The organism is Tabrizicola flagellatus, assembly GCF_046295235.1.
Lineage (GTDB): Bacteria > Pseudomonadota > Alphaproteobacteria > Rhodobacterales > Rhodobacteraceae > Tabrizicola > Tabrizicola flagellata_A.
In genome coordinates this window covers 1-22,539 of the sequence record NZ_JBKBLV010000016.1, presented here as the reverse complement: position 1 = coordinate 22,539, position 22,539 = coordinate 1, and the positions used below count along the sequence as shown (strand labels likewise).

The 22,539-nt window shown below is 68.3% G+C and carries 20 protein-coding genes; 3 read left to right on the top strand and 17 right to left on the bottom strand.

From position 1 onward, the window contains the following. Position 1 precedes the first annotated feature (1 nt). The 3 genes from ACK4IU_RS08900 to ACK4IU_RS08890 form a co-directional block, all read right to left on the bottom strand. Complete coding sequence (locus ACK4IU_RS08900) at positions 2 to 1,108, bottom strand: hypothetical protein (RefSeq protein ID WP_409733921.1); 1,107 nt, start codon at positions 1,106 to 1,108, stop codon at positions 2 to 4. A 62-nt stretch (positions 1,109 to 1,170) separates the two neighbouring features. Continuing rightward, a complete protein-coding gene (cueR, locus tag ACK4IU_RS08895; RefSeq protein ID WP_409734056.1) occupies positions 1,171 to 1,584 on the bottom strand; it encodes a Cu(I)-responsive transcriptional regulator in 414 nt (137 codons plus the stop codon). After that, positions 1,584 to 4,019 carry a heavy metal translocating P-type ATPase gene (locus ACK4IU_RS08890; protein ID WP_409733918.1) on the bottom strand — a complete coding sequence of 812 codons (2,436 nt, stop codon included), beginning with the start codon at positions 4,017 to 4,019 and terminating at the stop codon, positions 1,584 to 1,586. Before ACK4IU_RS08890 ends, cueR begins: the two co-directional genes overlap by 1 nt. 186 nt (positions 4,020 to 4,205) lie before the next feature. Between ACK4IU_RS08890 and ACK4IU_RS08885 the strand changes: the two genes are divergently transcribed. Further along, entirely contained in the window at positions 4,206 to 4,424 is a 219-nt protein-coding gene (locus ACK4IU_RS08885; RefSeq protein WP_409733915.1) for a hypothetical protein, read from the top strand. A gap of 92 nt (positions 4,425 to 4,516) precedes the next feature. Here ACK4IU_RS08885 and ACK4IU_RS08880 read toward each other — a convergent pair whose 3' ends face one another. From ACK4IU_RS08880 to ACK4IU_RS08825, 12 genes are all read right to left on the bottom strand, one after another. Then, positions 4,517 to 5,749, bottom strand: a complete 1,233-nt coding sequence (locus ACK4IU_RS08880) for an NAD(P)/FAD-dependent oxidoreductase (RefSeq protein WP_409733912.1) — start codon at positions 5,747 to 5,749, stop codon at positions 4,517 to 4,519. Positions 5,750 to 5,789: 40 nt separating this feature from the next. Further along, positions 5,790 to 6,950, bottom strand: a complete 1,161-nt coding sequence (locus tag ACK4IU_RS08875; protein ID WP_409733909.1) for an iron-containing alcohol dehydrogenase — start codon at positions 6,948 to 6,950, stop codon at positions 5,790 to 5,792. Positions 6,951 to 6,954: 4 nt separating this feature from the next. Next, positions 6,955 to 8,331: an aldehyde dehydrogenase family protein gene (locus ACK4IU_RS08870; RefSeq protein ID WP_409733906.1), complete on the bottom strand. Its 1,377-nt coding sequence runs from the start codon at positions 8,329 to 8,331 to the stop codon at positions 6,955 to 6,957. Between the two features lie 61 nt (positions 8,332 to 8,392). Then, positions 8,393 to 8,890, bottom strand: coding sequence for a GFA family protein (locus ACK4IU_RS08865; protein WP_409733904.1), 498 nt, complete (start codon positions 8,888 to 8,890; stop codon positions 8,393 to 8,395). A gap of 10 nt (positions 8,891 to 8,900) precedes the next feature. Next, positions 8,901 to 10,268, bottom strand: a complete 1,368-nt coding sequence (locus ACK4IU_RS08860; protein ID WP_409733903.1) for a glutamine synthetase family protein — start codon at positions 10,266 to 10,268, stop codon at positions 8,901 to 8,903. Positions 10,269 to 10,466: 198 nt separating this feature from the next. Continuing rightward, entirely contained in the window at positions 10,467 to 11,357 is an 891-nt protein-coding gene (locus ACK4IU_RS08855; protein ID WP_409733900.1) for a DMT family transporter, read from the bottom strand. A gap of 104 nt (positions 11,358 to 11,461) precedes the next feature. Then, positions 11,462 to 12,376 carry a 2-hydroxyacid dehydrogenase gene (locus tag ACK4IU_RS08850; RefSeq protein WP_409733897.1) on the bottom strand — a complete coding sequence of 305 codons (915 nt, stop codon included), beginning with the start codon at positions 12,374 to 12,376 and terminating at the stop codon, positions 11,462 to 11,464. Positions 12,377 to 12,380: 4 nt separating this feature from the next. Further along, positions 12,381 to 13,520, bottom strand: coding sequence for a rod shape-determining protein RodA (rodA, locus tag ACK4IU_RS08845; protein WP_409733895.1), 1,140 nt, complete (start codon positions 13,518 to 13,520; stop codon positions 12,381 to 12,383). 7 nt (positions 13,521 to 13,527) lie between these two features. Beyond that, positions 13,528 to 15,474, bottom strand: a complete 1,947-nt coding sequence (gene mrdA / locus ACK4IU_RS08840; protein ID WP_409733892.1) for a penicillin-binding protein 2 — start codon at positions 15,472 to 15,474, stop codon at positions 13,528 to 13,530. Further along, a complete protein-coding gene (locus tag ACK4IU_RS08835) occupies positions 15,471 to 16,010 on the bottom strand; it encodes a rod shape-determining protein MreD (protein ID WP_149589561.1) in 540 nt (179 codons plus the stop codon). Before ACK4IU_RS08835 ends, mrdA begins: the two co-directional genes overlap by 4 nt. Beyond that, positions 16,003 to 17,004: a rod shape-determining protein MreC gene (mreC, locus tag ACK4IU_RS08830; protein ID WP_409733889.1), complete on the bottom strand. Its 1,002-nt coding sequence runs from the start codon at positions 17,002 to 17,004 to the stop codon at positions 16,003 to 16,005. Before mreC ends, ACK4IU_RS08835 begins: the two co-directional genes overlap by 8 nt. A gap of 34 nt (positions 17,005 to 17,038) precedes the next feature. Then, positions 17,039 to 18,076: a rod shape-determining protein gene (locus ACK4IU_RS08825; protein WP_149589559.1), complete on the bottom strand. Its 1,038-nt coding sequence runs from the start codon at positions 18,074 to 18,076 to the stop codon at positions 17,039 to 17,041. Positions 18,077 to 18,305: 229 nt separating this feature from the next. Between ACK4IU_RS08825 and ACK4IU_RS08820 the strand changes: the two genes are divergently transcribed. Beyond that, the gene (locus ACK4IU_RS08820) at positions 18,306 to 19,064 is read left to right on the top strand and encodes an SDR family NAD(P)-dependent oxidoreductase (RefSeq protein WP_409733886.1); all 759 of its coding nucleotides are present in this window, start codon (positions 18,306 to 18,308) and stop codon (positions 19,062 to 19,064) included. A gap of 30 nt (positions 19,065 to 19,094) precedes the next feature. Here the strand turns inward: ACK4IU_RS08820 and ACK4IU_RS08815 are convergent, their stop codons facing one another. Next, positions 19,095 to 19,361 carry a DUF1127 domain-containing protein gene (locus ACK4IU_RS08815; protein ID WP_409733883.1) on the bottom strand — a complete coding sequence of 89 codons (267 nt, stop codon included), beginning with the start codon at positions 19,359 to 19,361 and terminating at the stop codon, positions 19,095 to 19,097. Positions 19,362 to 19,393: 32 nt separating this feature from the next. Between ACK4IU_RS08815 and ACK4IU_RS08810 the strand changes: the two genes are divergently transcribed. Then, a complete protein-coding gene (locus tag ACK4IU_RS08810) occupies positions 19,394 to 20,308 on the top strand; it encodes a LysR family transcriptional regulator (RefSeq protein WP_409733881.1) in 915 nt (304 codons plus the stop codon). Positions 20,309 to 20,380: 72 nt separating this feature from the next. Here the strand turns inward: ACK4IU_RS08810 and ACK4IU_RS08805 are convergent, their stop codons facing one another. Further along, entirely contained in the window at positions 20,381 to 21,943 is a 1,563-nt protein-coding gene (locus ACK4IU_RS08805; RefSeq protein ID WP_409733879.1) for a 2-isopropylmalate synthase, read from the bottom strand. Positions 21,944 to 22,539: the final 596 nt, after the last annotated feature.

The following is a 22,539-nucleotide window of genomic DNA, read 5'->3' as shown; positions in this document are numbered from 1 at the left end:
GTCACAGATCCCAGTCGAGCGCGGGCTTCTTCGGCGCGGGCGCTTGCGGCGCGGTGCCGCCCAGCCAGCCGCCCCGGATCGGCAACCTGCGTTCCGCCCCCCAGTCGCCGGTGACGGTCAGCACATCGCCCTCCAGCATCACCCCGGCGACCGATTGCCCCGTGGGCCAGGCGATGGCGCCGATCACATGGCGCACCTCCACCGTGCCCTGCGGGTCAAGCCGCAGAAGCGGCGGCTGCCCCGCGGCCGAGAGCGGATCGGGTGTTTCCCGCGCCGACAGGCCCAGCATCGGCAGCGCCGCGCCTTCCTCGACCCCGAGGCAGCCCTTGTGCCGTCCGTTCCAGGGGGCGTAGTCCCGCCCGCCGTTCGAATGCCACAGCATCGTCATCGGCAGCACCGCCGGATTGCGCAGGGACAGGAACAGATCGCCCTCCTCGGGCCGGACGACGGCGGTCCAGCCGAGCCGCGAGGCCGGATCCTCCACCCCTGCGACGAAATCCTCGTGCGCCGTGCCCCAGGGATAGCGGTGCAGGTTCACCGTCCCGCCATCGGCGGCGGGAAACTCGGCCGCGTCCTCGGCCCGGCGGGGATAGGCCAGTCGGGACCGGCCGCGCGTGGTCTCCAGCGGTTCGGCCAGCGTCTCCCACCACCGCTTGCGGGAAAAGGACAGCCGCGCGCCGTTCGGGACCGAGACCATGGCGTGATTGGCCACCGGCAGCGCCCCCGCGCCGCCGATGAACAGGTGGCGCTGATAGACGAAGGGGTGGCCGTCGCTCAGCGACAGTTCCTTGACCACCGTCGCGCCCTCGACCGCGCCCGACAGGACCGCGCGCAGGGTGCCCGCGGGGGCGTCCAGCACCTGCCAGTCGCCATTCGCTGCCCGCCCGTGGAGGCCATGCTCCGACGCCCCCATCGGCGCGGCCAGGAAATCGCCGGCAAGCCAGGCCTGATGCGGCGGGGCGTCGGGCGGGACCTCGGCCGCCGCCCAGGGCGCGCGGTGCAGGGGGGCGATGTCGCGGCCCTCGTCCGTGACGCAAAGGCCGTCCAGGACACCGCCCCGCGGGCGGAAGTCGAAGCGGATGCCGTCGGCGGCGATGGGGTGGGTCATGGGCTGCCTCCTTGCCGTGCCCGCCCAGCTTGGCCGCAGCGGCGGCGGGGTGCAAGCCGGGGTCAGGCCGTCCGTGCGGGCCCGCCGGGATGGCCGCCGAGATCGTCGAGGATCGGGCAGTCGGGCCGGTCGTCCCCCGCGCAGGACCGAACCAGATGGCTCAGCGTGGCCTGCATCTCCTGCATCTCGCGGATGCGCCGGTCGAGCGCCGCGATCTGTGCCTCGGCCAGGTGCCGGACATCGGCGCTGGCCCGGTCCCGGTCGCGCCAGAGCGCCAGCAGTTCTGCCACCTTCTCCATAGGAAAGCCCAGATCCCGGGCGCGGCGGACAAAGCGCAGGATCTGCACCTCCTTCGGCCCATAGGTCCGGTAGCCCGACCCGGTGCGCCCGGCGGCGGGGATCAGGCCGGTCTCTTCGTAGTAGCGGATCATCTTGGCCGAGACCCCGCTGGCGCGGGCGGCTTCTCCGATGGTCATCATGCGCGGGCTCCGTATCGTTTCAGGCGCAGGGCGTTGGTCAGGACGAAGACAGAGGAGAGCGCCATCGCCCCCGCCGCCAGCACCGGGGACAGAAGGATCCCGAAGGTGGGATACAGCACCCCCGCCGCCACCGGGATCAGCGCGGCGTTGTAGGCGAAGGCCCAGAACAGGTTCTGCCGGATGTTGCGCATCGTCGCGCGGCTCAGGCCGATCGCCTCGGCCAGGACCGGCAGGCGGCCCGAGACCAGCACCACATCCGCCGCCTCGATGGCGATGTCGGTGCCGGTGCCCATGGCGATGCCCACATCCGCCTCGGCCAGCGCGGGCGCGTCGTTGATCCCGTCGCCGGCAAAGGCCAGCCGGCCCTGCGCCTTCAGCCGGTGCAGCGCCTGAACCTTGCCCTCGGGCGTGACCTCGGCCACCACCTCGTCGATCCCGAGGTCGCGGGCGATGGCCCCCGCCGTCCGGGCATTGTCGCCCGAGATCATGGCCAGCCGCAGGCCCATCGCCTTGAGCCGCGCGATGGCCGCCGGGGTGGTGGGCTTCACCGCATCGGCCACCGCGATCAGCGCCACCGCCCGGCCGTCGCGCGCGGCGAGGATCGGGCTTTCGCCCCGGTCGGCCAGCCGCCCGGCCTCATCCGCGAAGGCCGCGACATCGACGCCCCGCCGCGCCATCTCGGCCGCCGAGCCGAGCGTGATGTCGGATCCTGCGACGCGGGCCTCGACGCCATGGCCGGGAAGGGCGCGGAACCCCTCGACCGGGGGCAGGGCCATGCCCTCGGCCGCCGCGACGATGGCGCGGGCGACGGGGTGCTCGGACTGCGCCTCGACCGCGGCGAGGATCGGCAGCAGCGCCTCGCGCGTCTCGCCGGGGGCGGGGTGAAAGGCGGTCAGCACCGGCCGGCCCTCGGTCAGGGTGCCGGTCTTGTCGAAGGCCACGACCTCGACCCCCTGCAGGGCCTGCAACGCCTCGCCCTTGCGGAAGAGGACGCCCAGTTCCGCCCCCCGGCCCGTCCCGACCAGGATCGAGACCGGCGTTGCCAGCCCCATGGCGCAGGGGCAGGCGATGATCAGGACGGCGACGCCATTGACCAGCGCCATGGGCAGCGTGGGCGCGGGGCCGATGGCCAGCCAGACCGCGAAGGTCAGCAGGGCAAGCGCCATGACCACCGGCACGAACCACAGCGTCACCCGGTCCACCAGCGCCTGGATCGGGAGTTTCCCGCCCTGCGCCGCCTCGACCATGCGGATGATGCGCGACAGCATGGTGTCGGCGCCCACCGCCTCGGCCCGGATCGCCAGCGCCCCGGTCTGGTTCACCGTCCCGCCGATCACCCGGTCGCCCGGCGCCTTTTCCAGCGGCACCGGCTCGCCGGTCACCATGGATTCGTCGATCCAGCTTCTGCCCTCGATCACGCGGCCATCGACCGGCACCCTCTCGCCCGGACGCAGTTCCAGCACGTCGCCGGGGCGGACCTCGGCCAGAGGCACGTCCTCCACCCTTCCGTCGCGGCGCAGATGCGCGGTGGCGGGTTGCAGCGCGACCAGCCGGGCGATCGCCTCGGAGGACCGGCCCTTGGCGCGCGCCTCCAGCAGGCGGCCCAAGAGGATCAGCGTCACGATCATCGCCGCCGCCTCGAAATAGACCGCGACCGAGCCGGGCGGCATCAGCCCCGGCAGGAAGGTGGCCAGCGTCGAATAGACCCAGGCCGCGCCCGCCCCCACCGCGACCAGCGAGGACATGTCGGGTGCCCCCCGCAGCAGCGCCGGGATGCCCTTGAGGAAGAACCGCCGCCCCGGCCCCGCGAGAACCAGCGTAGTCAAGAGGAACTGGATTCCCCAGCTCGTCCCCTGGCCGATGGTCGCCATCACCCAGTGGTGAAAGGCAGGGATCATGTGCCCGCCCATCTCCAGCACGAAAACCGGCAGGGTCAGCGCGGCCGACAGGATCAGGTCGCGCCTCAGCCCCGCCGCCTCTTCCGCGCGGCGTTCGACCGGGGTCTCGGTGGCAGTCGAGGCGAGGCGCGCCGCATAGCCCGCCGCCTTGACCGCCGCCAGCAGCGCCGCGGGATCGGCCGGCCCCTCGACCCGCGCACTTTCGGTGGCCAGGTTCACCGACGCACCCGTCACCCCCGGCACCGCCTTCAGCGCCCGTTCCACCCGCGCGACGCAGGAGGCGCAGGTCATCCCCTCCACCACCAGATCCTGCGGCGGGGCGGCGACGTGATAGCCCGCCTTCTCCACCGCACCGATCAGCGTCGCGACAGGGGCGATGCCGCGCACCTCGGCGGTTTCGGTGGCAAGGTTGACACTGGCGGCGCTGACGCCGGGCACAGCCTTCAGCGCCCGTTCGACCCGACCGGCGCAAGAGGCGCAGGTCATGCCGGTGACAGGCAGGGCAAGGGTGGTTTCGGTGGGTGGCGCAGTCATGGTCCGCCTCCTTGTTCGGTCGGGACCACGGCTATATGGGTCTTCCCATGATGGGAAGGTCAAGCCCGCCGCGAGCTTTTCCGTGCCTCTGTCCGGTTGGCCCGACCCGAATTGCGGTCACGAAACCGTGTGCTATGTTCGCGCCCGCGCAGATCGCGCATTCAACGATTTTCGGAAAGGACTGCCATGAACCGCCTCGCTGCTTCCATCCTAGCAACCTCGCTGGCCCTCACCTCGACCGCCGCCCTTGCCGGTGGCCCTGTCATCGTCGAAGAAGAGGGGCAGCCGGAAGTCGTGGCCGAGACGCCGCGCTCGGGCTGGATCGTTCCGGTCGTGGTGGGGCTGGTCCTGGTCTGCGCCCTTGCCTGCGGCAATGACGACGACGAGCAAGTGACGCGGAGGTAAGCCCGCCGGATCGGGCCGGGTTCACCCGGCCCGACCGACCCATGCGGAACCCCTGTGCGCCGGCGGAACTGTGTTCTGCCGGCGTCTTGCTGTCAGAACCGTCCGGGCCGGCAGACCGGGGCCGCCGGTCCGGGGTCGCGCCCGTCCACAAGTGCCGCCACCATCCGTGCCGTGACGGGCGCCAGCGTCACCCCCAGATGCCCATGACCGAAGGCCAGGATCACCTCGCCCCCGCCGCTTGAGGGCCCGATCACCGGCAGGCTGTCGGGGATCGAGGGGCGGAATCCCATCCACTCGCGGTCCGGCGGGCCGAGATCGGGGAAGAAGGCCCGCGCGCCCTCGACCAGTTTCGCGATGCGATGCGGCGAAGGCGGCAGGTGAAGGCCGCCCAGTTCCACCGTCCCCGCCGCGCGCAGCCGTCCCGCCATCGGGCAGAGGTAGAACCCCCGCGCGGTGGGGCAGGCGGGGCGGGTCAGGCGCGGCTCGGCCATGTCCCATTCGACGTGATAGCCGCGCTCGGTGTCCAGCGGGATCCGGTCGCCCGCCTGCCGCGCCAGCGCGCGGGAATGGGCGCCGGCGGCGATCACCACGCGGCGGGCGTGCAGGTGCAGATCCGGCCCCTCGATCACCACGCCGTCCGGCCTGCGCTCCAGCCGCTCGGCCCGCGCGGACAGAAGCCGCGCCTTGCCCAGCACCTCGGCCGCGATCAGGCCCATCATCCGGCCGGGATCGTCGAGGAAGGTCGCGGCGGGAAAGAAGGCCGCGCCCGCCTGCGGCGGCAGGCCGGGCTCCAGCGCCGCCAGCGCCTCGGGGCCGAGAAGGTCCACCTCCACCCCCAGCGCGCGGCGGCGGTCCAGCTCGGCCCAGGCGCGGGTGAAGGCCTCGCCGGTCTCGTAAAGGTAAAGGCAGCCCCGCCGTTGCAGGATGCCCGCCCCCTGCACCCGCAGGACCAGATCGTCCCAAAGCTCGCCCGCATCGCGCAACAGGAAGGCCAGCGCCCCGGCATTGTGCCGGGCCTGCGTGGGCAGCGACTGCCAGAGAAAGCGCATCAGCCAGGGCATCAGGGAGGGCAGCGCCCGGTGGCGGATCGCCAGCGGCGAGGTTCTCGAGAACAGCAGCGCGGGCAGCGACCGCAGCACGTCGGGCGTGCCGACCGGGCTGGTGGCATAGCCGGCGATCGTGCCGGCATTGCCGTAGCTTGCCCCCATGCCGGGCGGGCCGGGATCGACCAGGGTCACCTCGTGGCCCCGGTCGATCAGCTCCAGCGCGACGGTCAGGCCGATCACACCCGCGCCGATCACCGCGATGTCGGTCGTCTCGCGCATCAGCATCGCGCCAGGGCGCAGGCTGCGCTACAGCGCACCGTCAGAGACAGGCCTCGAACAGCTTGCGCGTGTTCTTCTTGGTCATCTTGACCGGGTTGCCGCCGCAGGACGGGTCCTCCAGCGCCATCTTGGTCAGCATGTCGAGATCCGGGTCCTTGACGCCCAGCTTGGTCAGGTTCTCCGGGATGTTCAGCGTCTCGCGCAGGTCAAGGATGCGCTGGTAGAAGCCCTTGTAGCCGCCCTTGATGCCGATGTAGGCCGCGGCCGAGGTCAGCCGGTCCTTCACGGCCTTCCGGTTGAAGTCCAGCACCATCGGCATCACCACGGCGTTCGTGGTGCCGTGATGCGTGTTGTAGACCGCGCCGATCGGGTGGCTGAGGGCATGGATCGCTCCCAGCCCCTTCTGAAAGGCCACCGCCCCCATCGCCGCCGCGCTCATCATGTGCGCGCGGGCGTCAAGGTCGTTCGGGTCCTTGTAGACCTTGGGCAGGTTCTCGAACACCAGCCGCATGCCTTCCAGCGCGATGCCCTGGGACATCGGGTGGTAGAAGGGGCTGCTGTAAGCCTCAAGGCAATGCGCCAGCGCGTCCATCCCCGTGCCCGCCGTGATGAACTTCGGCATCCCGGTGGTCAGGGCCGGATCGCAGATCGTGACTGCGGGCATCAGCTTCGGGTGGAAGATGATCTTCTTCTTGTGCGTCTCGCTGTTGGTCAGCACCCCGGCCCGACCAACCTCGGACCCGGTCCCCGCCGTCGTCGGCACCGCGATGATCGGCGCGATCTTCGAGGCGTCGGCCCGGGTGTACCAGTCGTCGATGTCCTCCAGCTGCCAGACCTTCAGCTTCTTAGGCTGGTCGGCCATCAGCGCGATCATCTTGCCAAGGTCCAGGGCCGAGCCGCCGCCGAAGCAGATCACCCCGTCGTGGCCGCCCGCCTTGTAGACGGCGATCCCGGCTTCCATGTTCTTCTCGGTCGGGTTCGGGTCCACGTCCGAGAACACCGCCCGGCCCAGGCCCGCGGCGTCGAGGATGTCGAGCGCGTTCTGGGTGATCGGCAGGGACGCCAGCGCCTTGTCGGTGACGAGGAGCGGCTTCTTCAGGCCGATGGACTTGGCGTGGTCGGCCAGTTCCGCGATGCGGCCGACGCCGAACTTGATCGCGGTGGGGTAGGACCAGTTCCGGTTGGGAACGTTGTGGGTCATGGTCTCAGACTTTCTTCAGGTGATAGGATTTCGGACGGGTCACCGAATGGAACCCGAGATAGGACAGCGAGGTGCCGCGCCCGGTGTCCTTGACGCCCGTCCAGGTCAGCGCGGGGTCGAGGTAGTCGGCCCGGTTCATGAACACGGTCCCGGTCTCGATCTGTGCGCCGATCCGGGCGGCGGTGTCGTAGTCCTCGGTCCAGATGCTCGCGGTCAGGCCGTAGGGCGAGTCGTTCATCAGCCGGATGGCTTCCTCGTCGTTCTTCACCGGCATGATGCCGACCACGGGGCCAAAGGATTCCTCGCGCATCACCCGCATGGAGTGATCGACATTGACCAGGATCTGCGGGGCCAGATAGGCGCCGCCGTCATCGGCGAATTTCTTCGGGTCGAGGAGCGGCCTTGCTCCCTTGGCGATGGCCTCGGCCGTCTGGTCGCGGACGACCTGCGCAAAGCGCCTGTGCGCCATGGGGCCGAGCGTGGTCGAGGCGTCGAATGGATTGCCCAGTTTCAGCTGGCCCACCCAGGCGACCGACTTTTCCACGAAGCTGTCGAACAGCTTTTCGTGGACATAGATCCGCTCGATCCCGCAGCAGCACTGCCCCGCGTTGTACATCGCGCCGTCCATCAACACATCCACTGCCAGGTCGAGGTTCGCATCCTCGCGCACATAGCCGGGGTCCTTGCCGCCGAGTTCGAGGCCGAGCGGCGTGAAGGTCCCCGCCGCCGCGCGCTCGATCGCCTGGCCGCCGCCGACCGAGCCGGTGAAGTTCACGAAGCCGAAGCTGCGCTTCGCGATCAGGGCTTCGGTGGTGGCGTGGTCAAGGACGACGTTCTGGAACACGTCCTCGGGCACGCCCGCCGCGTGGAAGGCCTCGGCCAGACGCTCGCCGACGAGGAGGGTCTGGCTGGCATGTTTCAGCACCACCGTGTTCCCCGCGATCAGGGCAGGCACCAGCGTGTTGATCGTGGTCAGGTAGGGGTAGTTCCAGGGCGCGATGATGAAGACGACGCCCACCGGCTCGCGGGCCAGATAGCGGCGGAACTTGTCGCTGTCCTCGATCATCTCGGGGGCGAGGGTCTTGGCGGCGATCGAGGCCATGTAGTCGGTGCGGGCATTCACCCCGCCGAACTCGCCGCCGTAACGGGTCGGGCGGCCCATCTGCCAGGCCAGCTCTTCCACCACCACCTCGGACATGGCGTTCAGCTTGGCGACCCCGGCCTTGACCAGCGCGATTCGCTCGTCCAGCGGGCGGGCGGCCCAGGGTTTCTGCGCGGCCTTCGCCCGGGCGACGACCGCCTCGGCGGCCTCGGGCGACAGCGGCATCCGTTCGGCATAGACCCGGCCATCGACGGGAGAGATGAGTTGGATTGGCTTCATGTCAGTCCTCGTAGGGCGGGGCCCGCCCCGCCGTTTTCAAAGAGTCGGGGCAAGCCCCGACTTACAATCGGTTCGGCGGCCAGACCTCGGTGTCGTGGTCCGGGTGTTGAAGGTTGCTTTGCCGGATCAGGTCGAAGCGCTCTGTCGTGTCGCCGACACCGTTGTCGCCTTCGCCCGTCCGGGTGGAGGGCAGCGTGGCGATCCCGGTCAGCCAGTGCTCCATCGCCTCGGTCCCGACATTATGCTCGGGCCGAAGCTCGGCATGGCGGTCGAGCGAGCCGATGGTGACCTCGATCCGGGGACGCGAGAGCGCCTCGTAGGTCAGGGGCGTGCCGCAGTCCCGGCAGAAGCCGCGGAGCGCGTCGGCAGAGCTTTGGAAATGCGCCAGGTTGCCCCGCGTCAGCTGGAAGTTGTCGCGGTGCGATCCGGCCCAGGCGGCGAAGGGTCCGCCGACCTGTTTCTGGCACATGCGGCAATGGCAGAGGCAGGCGTTGTCCGGCCGGGCGGTGAACGCATAGCGCACCGCCCCGCACTGACATCCGCCTGCCCACCTGTCCATCGCGTCCCCCTTAAGCGCGTTCCAGAAGCCGCTCGCGTTCGAAATCCGTGACGACGCGGTCGGTCTCGGAAATCTCCCACTGGGCGGCGTGGTGGTAGTGGTCGATCACGTCGTCGCCGAAGGCCTCGCGCAGCATCGTGGACTTGTTCATCAGCTCCGCCGCCTCGCGCAGGGTATGCGGGATCTCGCGGATGCCCTTGGCGGAATACATGTCGCCGCGCAACTCCGGCTCCAGCGCCATCTTCTTCTCGATCCCGTCAAGCCCCGCCGCCAACAGCGCCGCGCAGGCAAGATAGGGGTTCACGTCCGAGCCCGGAATGCGACATTCCACCCGCACCGCCTTGGTGTGGACTCCGCAGACCCGGAAGCCCGCAGTGCGGTTGTCGGCGCTCCAGACCGCCTTGGTCGGCGCGAACATGCCCACGGTAAAGCGTTTGTAGCTGTTGACGTAAGGCGCAAGGAAGGCGGTGATGTCGCGCGCATGGTGCAGCTGGCCCGCAAGGTAGTGCTTCATCAGGTCCGACATGCCGTGGCCGTCCGCCTTGTCGGCGAAGGCGGGTTTGCCGTCCTTAGTCCAGAGGCTCTGGTGGATATGGCTCGACGACCCGGCCTTGCGGTGATCGTACTTGGCCATGAAGGTCACCGACTTGCCCTTCGACCACGCGATCTCCTTGATCGCGTTCTTGATGATGACGTGGTTGTCGGCCGTATCCAGCGCGTCCGAATACCGATAGTTGATCTCCTCCTGGCCGGCATCCGCCTCACCCTTGGAGTTCTCGACCGGGATCCCCGCGCCGTAAAGTCCGTTGCGGACGGCGCGCATCACGTCTTCTTCCTTGGTGGTCTGGAAGATGTGGTAATCCTCGTTGTAGCCGCCCACGGTGCGCAGCGCGTTCAGCCCGCCGTCGCGCAGGTTCTCGTAGGAATTCTCGAACAGGTAGAACTCCAGTTCCGTCGCCATCATGGGTTCAAACCCCATGGCGCGGGCGCGGGCGACCTGCGCCTTCAGGATCGAGCGCGGCGCATGCGGCACGTCCTCGTGCGTGGCATGGTCCTGCGTGTCGCCCAGGACCAGCGCGGTGCCCGGCAGCCAGGGGATGCGGCGCAGCGTGCGCAGGTCGGGCTTCAGCGTGTAGTCGCCATAGCCTGTCTCCCAGGACGAGGACTTGTAGCCCTGCACCGTGTTCATCTCCATGTCCACGGTCAGCAGGTAGTTGCAGCAATGGGTTTCCTCGTAGCCCCCGTTCACGAAGAACTCGGCATGGAACCGCTTGCCCATCAGGCGGCCCTGCATGTCGATGCCGGCCGCGATCACGGTGTCGATCTCGCCGGCCTTCACGGCCTTCTTCAATTCCTCAAGCGTCAGATTTCCGGGCATGGTGCCTCTCTGTTGTGATCGGATGTCGGGTCAGGGGCGATGCGCCCCGGTGGCGGGACGGGCAGGGCCTCCGCCGCCGAACTCGGGCTTGCGCGGCCAGCAGGGGCCGCTTTCCGTATCCTGCGGTTCCGACCGCATCCGATGGTCTCCCTGTCACGGGATCTTCGCGCCCCGTGAATTTGATCATTCATTCACAGGTCAGGGCGCTTTCGCAAGCCCCTGCGCCATATGGGCGCGAGCGCCCATGACCGCGTTCAACGACACGGCAGCCAAAAGCACCCCGCCACCCGCGAAGGTTGCGGCGCTGGCGGTCTCGCCGAGAAAGACAAACACCCACAGCGGCGCCAGGAGCACCTCGATCAGCGACAGGAGCGTCAGCTCCGCCGCCGGAATCACCCGGCTGCCCAGGGTGTAGCAGAGCATGCCCAAGGCCAGGATCAGCGCGCCGATACCCGTCGAGATGCCGATGTCCCAGGCCGAGGGTGCAATGGGTTGCCCCTGCACTGCCAGCACCCCCGCCGCGACAAGGGCCGAGAACAGGCCCCCCAGCAGCGAGACCGGCAGCATCTCTGAAAGTCTTCCCCAGCGCAGCGCAACCGAGAAGGCGCCGAAGCCCGCCGCTGACAGAAGGGCCGCGATGTTGCCGGAAGCCGCGCCCATCTCCAGCCCTTCGCGCACCATCAGATACATGCCCGCGACGGCCAGCGCGATCGTGGCCCAGGTCCAGGGGCGTACCTTCTCGCCCAGAAGGATCCAGCCAAGTATCGCCGCGACGAAGGGTGAGGCGGTGAAAAGGAACACCGCATTGGCGATGGTGGTGGTCTGGATCGCGTGGATCGCGCCGGCAAAGGCGAAGACGAGTCCCAGCCCCCCGATCACTCCGGCAAGGCCCACCTGGCGGATCGTCATGAGCGGCTGGCCGCCGGATCTCCACCAGACGAAGGCCAGAAGCACCGGCACCATTCCGACCGAACGCCAGAACAGGATCTGCCAGACGCTGGCCGCCTCGATCTGGCGCAGGCCGAGGCCCATCAGCGACCAGAGCGACCCCGCCGCAAGCACCAGCGCCACACCCTGCCCGTATCGCATCGCCGCACCTCTTTCCGGCCCGTGCTGCCACGGGGGGCGGGTTCCCTCTGTCCCGTTCGCGACCTTCCCCCGGCCCCCGAGAACCTTCGCCGACAATTCTCGGGTCAGTAGCCCCGCGCGCGGTCCACGAGGTGCAGTAAGGGCTCGCCCGCCTCGCCGCGGCGGATGTTCTCCGCGATCACCCGCGCGGCGCTGGTGGCGCGGGTGTCGGCGGCGATATGCGGGGTGACGGTGACGCGGGGATGGGACCAGTAGGGGTGGTCGGGCGGCAGCGGCTCGACCCGGAACACGTCCAGCGTGGCATGGCCGATGTGGCCGGCATCAAGGGCGGCCAGAAGCGCGTCGTCGTCGATCAGCGCGCCGCGGCCGGGGTTCAGGATCACCGCGCCACGGGGCAGAAGGGCAAGGCGTTCGGCGTTCAGAAGGTTCTCGGTCTCGGGCGTCTTCGGCAAGAGCAGCACCAGCACCTGCGCCGTCGCGAGCGCCTGGCGCAGGCCGTCCTCCCCGTGCAGGCAGCCCGGCTTCGGCGTCCGGCTCCACCCCGTGACCGGGAAATTCAGCGCCCGCAAGCCCGCCGCGCAGGCCGATCCCAGCGCGCCCATGCCGAGGATCGTCACCGGCCGCTCGCGCGCCAAGGGCGGGCAGGTCGGGTCCCAGACATGGCCGGGGTTCACGATGTGCCGATCCATGCCGAGGTGGTGCCGCAGCGTGTGGCCCGTCACCCATTCCACCATGCCCTCGGTCAGGCCCGGATCGACCATGCGGCAGAGCGGCTGGGTCAGGGTCGGGTTGCCCACGATCCGCTCCACCCCCGCCCAGAGGTTCAGGACCGCCTTCGCCCGCCGGTAGGGTGTGAAGTCCTGCAAGGGCACGCCGGGGGCATAGACGATGTAGTCCACCTCCTCGGGCGGAGCCTCGGTGACGACGCGCGCGGCGACGCCGGCCTCGGCCAGGGCCTGCGGCAGCGCGGTCCGGTATTCCGCCCAGAGCGCGGGCGCGGCGAACAGGACGGTGGGCATCGGATCACCTCGGCCGGTGGACATGGGCGCTTTGCACGAGGCCGAAGCCAACCAGGAGCACCATCATCGCCGACCCGCCATAGGACAAGAGCGGCAAGGGCACCCCCACCACCGGCGCCATGCCCATAACCATCGACAGGTTCACCGCGATGTAGAAGAAGAAGTTCGCCGCCACCCCGATGATCAGGAGCGAGGAGAACCGGTCGCGGTTCTGCAACGCCGCCACCAGGCAGAACCCCAGGATCAGCGCATAAAGCCCCAGAAGCGAGAAGGCCCCGACAAAGCCGAATTCCTCGGCCAGCGTGGTGAAGATGAAGTCGGTGTGCTTTTCCGGCAGGAAGTTCAGCCGCGACTGCGTGCCCTGCATGAAGCCCTTGCCGCTCCAACCGCCGGAGCCCAGTGCGATCTTGGCCTGGATGATGTTGTAGCCCGCGCCCAGCGGATCGGCCGAGGGGTCGAGGAAGGTGTCGATCCGCTTGTACTGGTAGTCGTGCAGGAACTGCCAGGGCGTCCCGCGCAGGGTGAAGACCCCGACGATGGCGCTGATCCCCAGCGCCAGCACCGCGCCGAAATACCAAAGGCTGACCCCTGCGACGAACATCACCGTCGCGCCTGCCAGGATCAGCATCAGCGAGGTGCCGAGGTTCGGCTGCATCAGCACCAGCACCGTCGGCGTCACGATCAGAAGAACCGGGATCAGCACATACAGTGGCCGCGAGACCCGTTTCGGATCCAGCCAGTCGTAATAGGCGGCCAGCACCATCACCAGGGTGAACTTCATCATCTCCGAAGGCTGCAACCGGATGAAGCCCAGGTCGATCCAGCGCTGTGCCCCCATGCCGACCGTGCCGAAGAATTCCACGATCAGCAGCAGCACGAAGGCCACCAGATAGGCCACCCCCGCCATCGAGCGCCAGAACCAGATCGGCACCATGGCTACCGCGAACATCAGCACCATGCCCACGGCAAAGCGTTCCATCTGCGGCCGCGCCCAGGTGTCGAGGTTCCCGCCCGCGATCGAATAGAGCATAAGGAACCCGACCGAGGCGACCGCCGTCACCAGCACCACCAGTGGCCAGTTCATGTAGAGTATCTTGCGGATGCCCGTAGGTACGAACTTGACGCGGTATTCAAGGAAACTCATCGCAACCTCAGGTCTCGGTCGGCGCTGGCGGCTTGCCGGTCACGGGATCGCGCAAGGGAAGCTCCTTCAGCATGGTCTCGATCCGGCCGCGCTGGCTGGACGGATAGGCGTCAAGCGACGGCAGCCCGTCCGACAGCGCGCGCAGAAGCACGTCCCGGGCGATCGGAGCCGCCGCAGTCGAGCCTCCCCCGCCGTGCTCCACGACCACCGACACCGCATAGCGCGGGTTGTCGTAGGGCGCATAGCCTACGAACAGCGCATGGTCGCGCCGGTTCCAGGGCAGCTGGTCGTTCGAGATCACCCCGGCCTCCCGTTCGGCCTTGGTGATGTTGCGCACCTGGCTGGTGCCCGTCTTGCCGGCCATCACCAGGGTCGGATCGACGATCCGGCTGGATTTCGCGGTGCCGTGCTCACCGTTGACCACCTCGTGCATGCCCTGCCGGACTGCCGCCAGGTATTCGGGCGCGATGTCCAGCGCCGGGGGCTCGGCCACCGGCAGCTCACGGTCGCGCACCATCCGCACCAGCCGGGGCGACACCTGCCGCCCGCTGGCGATCCGGGCCGTCATCACCGCCAGCTGCAAGGGCGAGGTCAGCACATAGCCCTGCCCGATCGAGGCGTTGATCGTGTCGCCGATCCGCCATTCCTGCTTGTGCCGTTCCAGCTTCCACGCCTTGTCCGGCATGTTGCCTTCGGTGATCGCCGACATCGGGATGTCGAATTTCTGCCCCAGGCCCAGCCTGCGGCCCATCTCGGCGATCTTGTCGATGCCGACCTTCTGGGCGATCTCGTAGTAATAGACGTCGCAGCTTTCCGACAGGCTGCGCCCCAGCCTGACGGTGCCGTGACCGGACCGCTTCCAGCAGTGGAACCGGCGCTCGCCGAACTCGATGTAGCCCGGACAGCTGACCTTGGTCTCGGGCGTGGCCACCCCGGCCTCCAGTGCGGCCAGAGCAGTCACCATCTTGAAGGTCGAGCCCGGCGGATAGGCCCCCGAAACCGTCTTGTTGGCCAGCGGCCGGTGGTCGTTCTCGGTCAGTGCGGCATAGTCGGCATGGCTGATCCCGCGGACGAAGAGGTTCGGATCGAACGAAGGCGACGAGGCGCAGCAGATGATGTCGCCGTTCGTCACGTCCATCACCACCACCGCGGCACTTTCGCTGCCCAGCCGCGCCTGGGCGAAATTCTGCACATCGGCGTCAATGGTCAGCCGGATGTCGAGACCCGGCGTGCCCTCCTGCCGTTCCAGTTCGCGCATGACGCGGCCGGCCGAGTTGACCTCGATCCGCTTGGTTCCCGCCTCGCCACGCAGAGTGTCCTCCATCCATTTCTCGACGCCGATCTTGCCGATCTGGAATTTCGGGATGCGCAGCAGGGGATCGGGGTTTTCCAGCCCCTCGAGGTCCTTTTCGCTGACCGGGCCGACATAGCCAACGACATGGGCAAAGTCGGTATCCAGCGGATAGCGCCGCGACTGGCCGACCTCGGGCACCACGCCAGGCAGGGCGGGAGCATTGACTGCGACTTTCGAGAAATCCTCCCAGCTCAGCCGTTCGGCCACCGTCACCGGCACGAAGGCGCGCAGCGACTTCACCTCGTCGATGCTGGCCTGCATCTCCTCGGCGGTCATCGGGATGATGGCGGCGAGGCGGCGCATCACCAGATCCACGTCGCCCGCTGCCTCGCGGGTGATGACGACGCGGTAATTCTGTTCGTTGCCGGCGATGACCTTGCCGTTGCGGTCCAGGATCATCCCACGCTCGGGCGGGATCAGGCGGATGTTGATCCGGTTCTCCTCGGCCAGAAGCTGGAACTCGTCGGCCTGATCGACCTGAAGATACCGCATCCGCGCCCCCAGGACAGCGACCATCGCCCCCATCGCGCCGCCCAGCATCAGTGCGCGGCGGTTCAGCGTGCGGTTGCTTTCCTCGGTGTCGCGGGCAGTCCGTTTCACAGCCGTCTCCCGAAATCATCCACTTCGCCGGTCGCGGGCTTGCGCAGGTCAAGGGCCAGGCGCGACAGGCCCACGACCACCGGATAGACCGCGATCGACCACAGGACCTGGACCACGGCAAAGCCGAAGGGGGCCTGCGGGACGAAGGCGATACCCAGGATCGTCCGGTAGGCCAGCATCATGCCCAGCATCACCCCCGAGACCAGGAGCCATTCGACCGGAAAGCTCAGCTCGCGGGTCAGCGCGATGCGGCTGCGCAGGAACTCGGTCGCCAGGATCACGATGGCGGCCCAGAGGCCCGGCGGGCGGAACAGGATCAGGTCCTCGGCCAGAAAGACCAGGAGGATCAGCGGCATCGGCAGGAAATCGGGGCGGCGCACGATCCAGGCCAGCGTCACGCAGATCAACAGGTCCGGTCCCGGCATGGCGCCGGGGGCGCTGCCCAGCGGCAAGAGCCGCACGAACAGAAGCGCCAGCGCGATGGCCAGGAACAGGCCGCGGAAGATCCAGTGTTCCTGCCGCCAGAACTCAGCCATCGCCGGCCTCCGGTGCCGGTCCCTCTGCCGCGCCCGAACCGGCTTCCTCGACATTGCCGCCCTCGGTCGCCGCCGGCGGCGCCCCGGCCGCCGCCTCGGCCGCGCGGGCCGAAGCATCGGGCAGCGGCGCGCCCTGTGGCGGGGCGATCAGGCTGCCGGGGTCGGTGATCGGCTGCAATTCATGGCTGCGCAGCACGCGCAGGAACTCCAGCCGCTGATAATCCGCCGCCAGCACCACCCGGAACCGCTTGTCGGTGCCCAGCGCGACCTGGCCGACCAGAAGGCCGGCCGGGAACACCGCGCCGTCGCCCGAGGTCACCACCCGGTCGCCGGGGCGGACCTGGTCGCTGTCCTCGATGAACTCCAGCGGCGGCAGGGGCGAATTGTCGCCGCTGAGCAGCGCCTTCTGCCCCGAGGGCTGGATCGTCACCGGGATCCGGCTGTTCGAATCCGTGACCAGGATCACGCGGCTTGTGCGCTCGCCCACGCCCGAGATCCGCCCGACCAGCCCGATCCCGTCCATCGTCGCCCAGCCGTCGCGGATCCCGTCCCGCGCGCCCACGTTCAGCAGCACCGACTGCCGGAACGGGCTGCCGCTGTCGGCCATCACCACGCCGGTGACATGGGTCAGCTTCGGGTCCAGCCGCACCTTGTTCAGGTCCAGAAGCCGGGCATTCTTCTGCTCCAGCTGCAGCGCGGCCTCCTTCCAGGCCTTCATCTGCTGCAACTCGCGCTTCAGCTCCTGGTTCTGTTCGTAGATCCGCGTGTAGGACTGGTAGTCGTCGATCATCCCCGCGATCGCCGTCACCGGCCGCATCGCCCAGTCGAAATTCGGCACCACCGCGTCGATCAGCGCCGCGCGGAACCGTTCCACCCGCGGGCTGTCGATCCGCCACAGCACGAACAGCGCCAGCAGCACCAGCACCGCCAGCCAGACCAGAAGCCGGCGCAGCGGGCGCGCGTATTCCTCGGGTGCGGTGCGGTTCTTGGCCAAGGGTCAGCCTTCCATCGCCATCGGCCAGTCGGCCTCAGGTATCGTAGTCGATCACATGCCGAAGCTGCTTTTCGTATTCCAGAGCCTTCCCGGTGCCGAGAGCAACACAATTCAGTGACTCGTTGGCCACGCTGATCGAGAGCCCCGTCTGTTCGCGCAAGGACAGGTCCAGCTCGCCGAGGAGAGCCCCGCCCCCGGTCAGCATCACGCCCCGGTCCACGATGTCGGCCGCCAGGTCCGGCGGTGTCGCCTCCAGCGCCTGCATCACCGCGTCGCAGATCTGCTGCACGGGTTCGGCCAGCGCCTCGGCCACCTGCGCCTGGTTGATCTCGGTCTCCTTCGGGACACCGTTGAGCAGGTCGCGGCCCCGGATCGTCATCGAGGATCCCCGCCCGTCATCCGGCATCCGCGCCGTGCCGATACTGGTCTTGATCCGCTCGGCGGTCGATTCCCCGATCAGAAGGTTCTGGTGCCGCCGCAGGTAGCTGACGATCGCCTCGTCCATCCGGTCGCCCCCCACACGCACCGACCTGGCATAGACGATGTCCCCCAGTGACAGCACCGCGACCTCGGTCGTGCCGCCGCCGATGTCCACCACCATGTTGCCGGTGGGTTCCGTGATCGGCATCCCCGCGCCGATGGCCGCCGCGATGGGTTCGGCGATCAGCCCGGCGCGCTTGGCCCCGGCCGACAGCACCGACTGCCGGATCGCCCGCTTTTCCACCGGAGTCGCACCGTGGGGCACGCAGACGATGATCTTGGGCTTGGAAATCGTGGACCGCTTGTGCACCTTGCGGATGAAATGCTTGATCATCTCTTCCGCCGCCTCGAAGTCGGCGATCACCCCGTCGCGCATCGGCCGGATCGCCTCGATGGTGCCGGGGGTCCGGCCCAGCATCAGCTTGGCATCCTCGCCCACCGCCAGCACGACCTTCTTGCCGTCCTTGTTGTGGTAGGCCACCACCGAGGGCTCGTTCAGCACGATGCCCTTGCCGCGGATATAGACCAGCGTGTTCGCGGTCCCGAGGTCGATGGCCATGTCCGACGAGAAGAGGCCGGGGATAAGCGACATGTGCAGTCCTTCAGTCAATAGCTACGGCCCCGACTCGGGGGCTCCGACGGGGCTGCTCCTTATAGAGTCAGCGCGGGGGGAAGCGAAAGCCCCGGTGGCCGCGATCCGCACACTTCCGCGTGCCTGCAGAATTGCGATCTCTGGCCGGAAGTATTGCGGGCGAGACCGGCGCAGGCTTTCACTTTTGCGATAGGTTGGCAAGATGGGCCGTCGGCAAGGGGGCAAGGCGATGGGCAAGGTGACAGGGCGCGTGGCGCTGGTGACGGGGGCGGGGGCGCCCGGGGGAATCGGTTTCGCCATCGCGCGGGCGCTGGCCGGGGCCGGGGCAAGGGTCGCGGTCACCGCCACGTCTGCGCGCATCCACGACCGGGGGCGGGAGCTTGGCGCCTTCTCTCATGTCGCCGATTTGACTGATCCGGCGCAGGTCGCGGGCCTCTTCCGCGCGGTGGAGCAGGCGCTCGGCCCGGTCGAGATCCTGGTGAACAACGCCGGCATGGTGCAGACCGGCAAGGAGGTGGACCGCGCGCAGCTCGCCGGCTGGTCCGATGCCGCCTGGGCGCATCACATGGCGCTGAACATCAACACCACCTTCCACGCCTGCCGCGCCGCACTGCCAGGCATGGCCGCGCGGGGCTATGGCCGGATCGTCAACATCAGTTCCGTCACCGGGCCGGTCGTCACCATCGACGGCTCTTCCGCCTATGCCACCGCCAAGGCCGCGATCACCGGCATGACCCGGTCTATCGCACTGGAATACGGGTCGCGAGGCGTGACCTGCAACGCGGTGCTGCCAGGCTGGATCCAGACCGAAAGCTCTTCCGAGGACGAGATCCGCGCCGGCCAGCGCACCCCCGCCGGCCGACCCGGCACCCCGGACGAGGTCGCCGCCTGCGTGCTGTTCCTCGCCTCGGAGGAGGCGTCCTATGTCACCGGCGCGATGCTTGTGGTGGACGGCGGCAACACGCTTCAGGAGATGAAGGGCGCCTGACACAAGAAATTTCTCCGAAAATTCCTGCGCCTATACCGCACTGCCCGCTGCCGGCATGCCGCAGGTGCCGCAGCCGAGCCTCTCCGGCGCCGTGACCTGCGCCGTCTGGCCCAGGACCCGCGCGCGCAGGTCCTCGCGCTCCAGCCCCATATCGGCCAGCATCCTGTCGCTGACCCCCTGCAAGTGCATCAGGGCAGTTTCCGCCGCCCACCAGGCCTTGATCCGCTTGAACATGACAGTCTCCTCATCCGGGATGCGCGCTTGTGCCATGCCGGGATTGCCGCGATAATCGGACATTATCCGAATGAGCCATGAAGTGGGGCTAATCAATGCGCGGCAGCGACTATGCCGAACTGCGCGCCTTCGCCGCCGTGGTGCGGCAGGGCAGCTTCACCCGGGCAGCGGCGCAGCTGGGGATGACGCCCTCGGCCCTGTCGCAGACCATCCGCGCGCTCGAGGACCGGCTGGGCCAGCGGCTCTTGAACCGCACCACGCGCAGCGTCGCTCCCAGCCATGCCGGGCTGGCGCTGGCCGAGCGGCTATTGCCGGTGCTCGACGATCTCGATGGCGTCCTCGACGCCGCCTTCGCCGCGGCGGGAGAGGTGGCGGGCCCCCTGCGGCTGGATGTGGTGCGGGTGGCGATCCCGCTTCTCGCGCGGATCGTGCCGGGGTTCCTGGCGCGCTACCCCAGGGTGCGGCTGGAGGTGGCCTCGAACGATGCGCTCATCGACATCGTGGCCCAGGGGTTCGATGCCGGCATCCGCCTGGCCGAGCGGCTGGAGGGCGACATGATCGCCGTGCCCTTCGGCGGGCCGCTGCGCATGGTCTGCGTGGCCGCGCCGGACTACCTTGCCCGCCATCCCGCGCCGCTGCATCCGCGCGACCTGGCCGGTCACGCCTGCCTCGTGACGCTGGTGCCCTCGACCGGCACGCCCTACCGCTGGGAGTTCGAGAAGGACGGCGAGGAGCTGCGGATCGGGGTGGACGGCCCGCTTCTGACCCGCGACACCGACCTGCGCATCGCGGCGGTGCTGGCGGGGGTGGGGATCGGCTATTTCTTCGAGGACGAGGTGCGCGCGCCCCTCGCCTCGGGTGCGCTGGTGCAGGTGCTGGCCGACTGGACCCCGCCCTTTCCCGGCTGCTACCTCTACTATCCCAGCCGCCGCAACCCTCTGCCGCCGCTCAGGGCCTTCGTGGACTGGGTGCGGGAATGGGGGCGTGGACCGACCTTTCCAGAAGGTTAACGTCCACAGGAGAGTCTTTCTTTTTCAAACGCTTGCCCGAAATGTCCACCGTGGACACTTCGGGCAGATCCGTCATTCCCCGTGGTATGAGACCGTCTTCACATCCTCGCCCGGGGCGGTCTTCTGCCGCCGCACGATCAGCCGATTCAGCGCGTTGATATAGGCCCGGGTCGAGGCGACGATGGTGTCGGTATCGGCGGCCGAGCCGGTGACGATCCGCCCCTCTTCCTCCAGCCGGACGCTGACGGTCGCCTGCGCGTCCGTCCCCTCGGTCACCGCGTGGACCTGATAGACCTGAAGCCGCGCCTTGTGAGGGAAGAGCATCTTCACGCAGTTGAAGGCTGCATCCACCGGCCCGTCGCCGGTCGCGTCGATATGGTGGTCCTTGCCGTCGATCGACAGGATCATGTCCGCCTCTTGCGGCCCCTCGGTCCCGCAGACCACCCGCAGCTTCTTGAGTTGCAGGTATTCGTAGGCGTCGTTGGTCTGCTCGTCGCTGACGAGCGCGATCAGGTCGTCGTCATAGACCTCTTTCTTCCGGTCGGCGAGCGCCTTGAACCGGACGAAGACATCGTTCAGCTGGTTGTCGGCCAGCTCGAAGCCCAGCTCCTTCAGCTTGGCCCGCAGCGCCGCCCGGCCGGAGTGCTTGCCCATCGCGATGTTCTTCTGGGTCAGCCCGATATCCTCGGGCCGCATGATCTCGAAGGTCTGGACGTTCTTCAGGACCCCGTCCTGGTGGATGCCGGATTCGTGCAGGAAGGCGTTCTTGCCGACGATGGCCTTGTTGAACTGGACCGGGAAGCCCGAGACCTGCGAGACGCGGCGCGACAGGTTCATGATCTTGGTGGTGTCGATGCCCGTCTGGAACGGCAGGATGTCGTTCCTGACCCGCATCGCCATCACGACCTCTTCCAGCGCCGTGTTGCCGGCCCGCTCACCCAGACCGTTGATCGTGCATTCAATCTGGCGGGCGCCCGCTTCCACGGCGGCGAGGGCGTTGGCGGTGGCCATGCCGAGGTCGTTGTGGCAGTGGGTCGCGAGGACGATCGTGTCGGCCCCGGGGACACGCTCCAGCAGCATGCGGATGATCTTCGCCGACTCCATCGGGTAGGTGTAGCCGACGGTGTCGGGGATGTTGATCGTCGTCGCTCCGGCCTTGATCGCGATCTCGACGACCCGGCAGAGGTAGTCGGGTTCGGTCCTTGTCGCGTCCATGGGGGACCACTGGACGTTGTCGCAGAGGTTCCTCGCGTGGGTCACCGTCTCGTGGATCCGGTCGGCCATCTGGTCCATGTCCAGGTTCGGGATCGCGCGGTGGAGGGGGGAGGTGCCGATGAAGGTGTGGATCCTCGGGCTGCGGGCGTGCTTCACGGCCTCCCAGCAGCGGTCGATGTCCTTGAAGTTCGCGCGGGCGAGGCCGCAGATGGTAGAGTTCCTTGCCCGCTTCGCGATCTCGGTCACGGCGGCGAAGTCGCCTTCGGAGGCGATGGGGAAGCCGGCTTCGATGATGTCGACGCCCATCTCGTCGAGGAGGCCGGCGATCTCCAGCTTTTCCTCGTGGGTCATGGTCGCGCCGGGGCTTTGTTCGCCGTCGCGGAGGGTGGTGTCGAAGATGACGACCTTATCCTGGGTCATGGGGTGTTCCTTGTCTTAGCTGAGCGTGGGGGGCGCTGGTCACCTCTGAGCGGTCGCGCCCGGGGGCACGCTCAGAGGCGGCTAAGAAGGAGGAGACCACGGGGCAGGAGAGGCCGCGAGACGGCCCCGAGGGAGTGGATATGATGGCCCCTGGTCATGGGGGGCGACTATACGGGGGAAATCGGGGAAGGGAAGGGGGTTTGTTGGGGGCGGGGGCCGCAAGGGACTCCGGTGGGGTGTCCACGGTGGACAGATGGGGGTAAGGGGTTGATTTTGCCGGGGAATGGGTGTGGACGGTAAGGGTTTGTTAAGGGGGTGGTTAATGGGGAGTGTTGTCCTACGTCAGCGCCCACCAATAGGTTGATCTGTATATCCTTCGATCGGCACTGATTGGTAACGTCAGGTCGGACACTTCTGTATGAAGATTCCAGATCGGTTGAAAAGACCACGCCCAACACACGTTCTGTTTGACGAATCTAGGGTCAGGACCCATTGATCATCCGCTCGCGGCGTGATTCAGCCTCCGCAGGGAGACTGGATCATGAGCAACCTTTTCTGGCTGACCGATGCGCAGATGGCCCGTTTGCAGCCCTTCT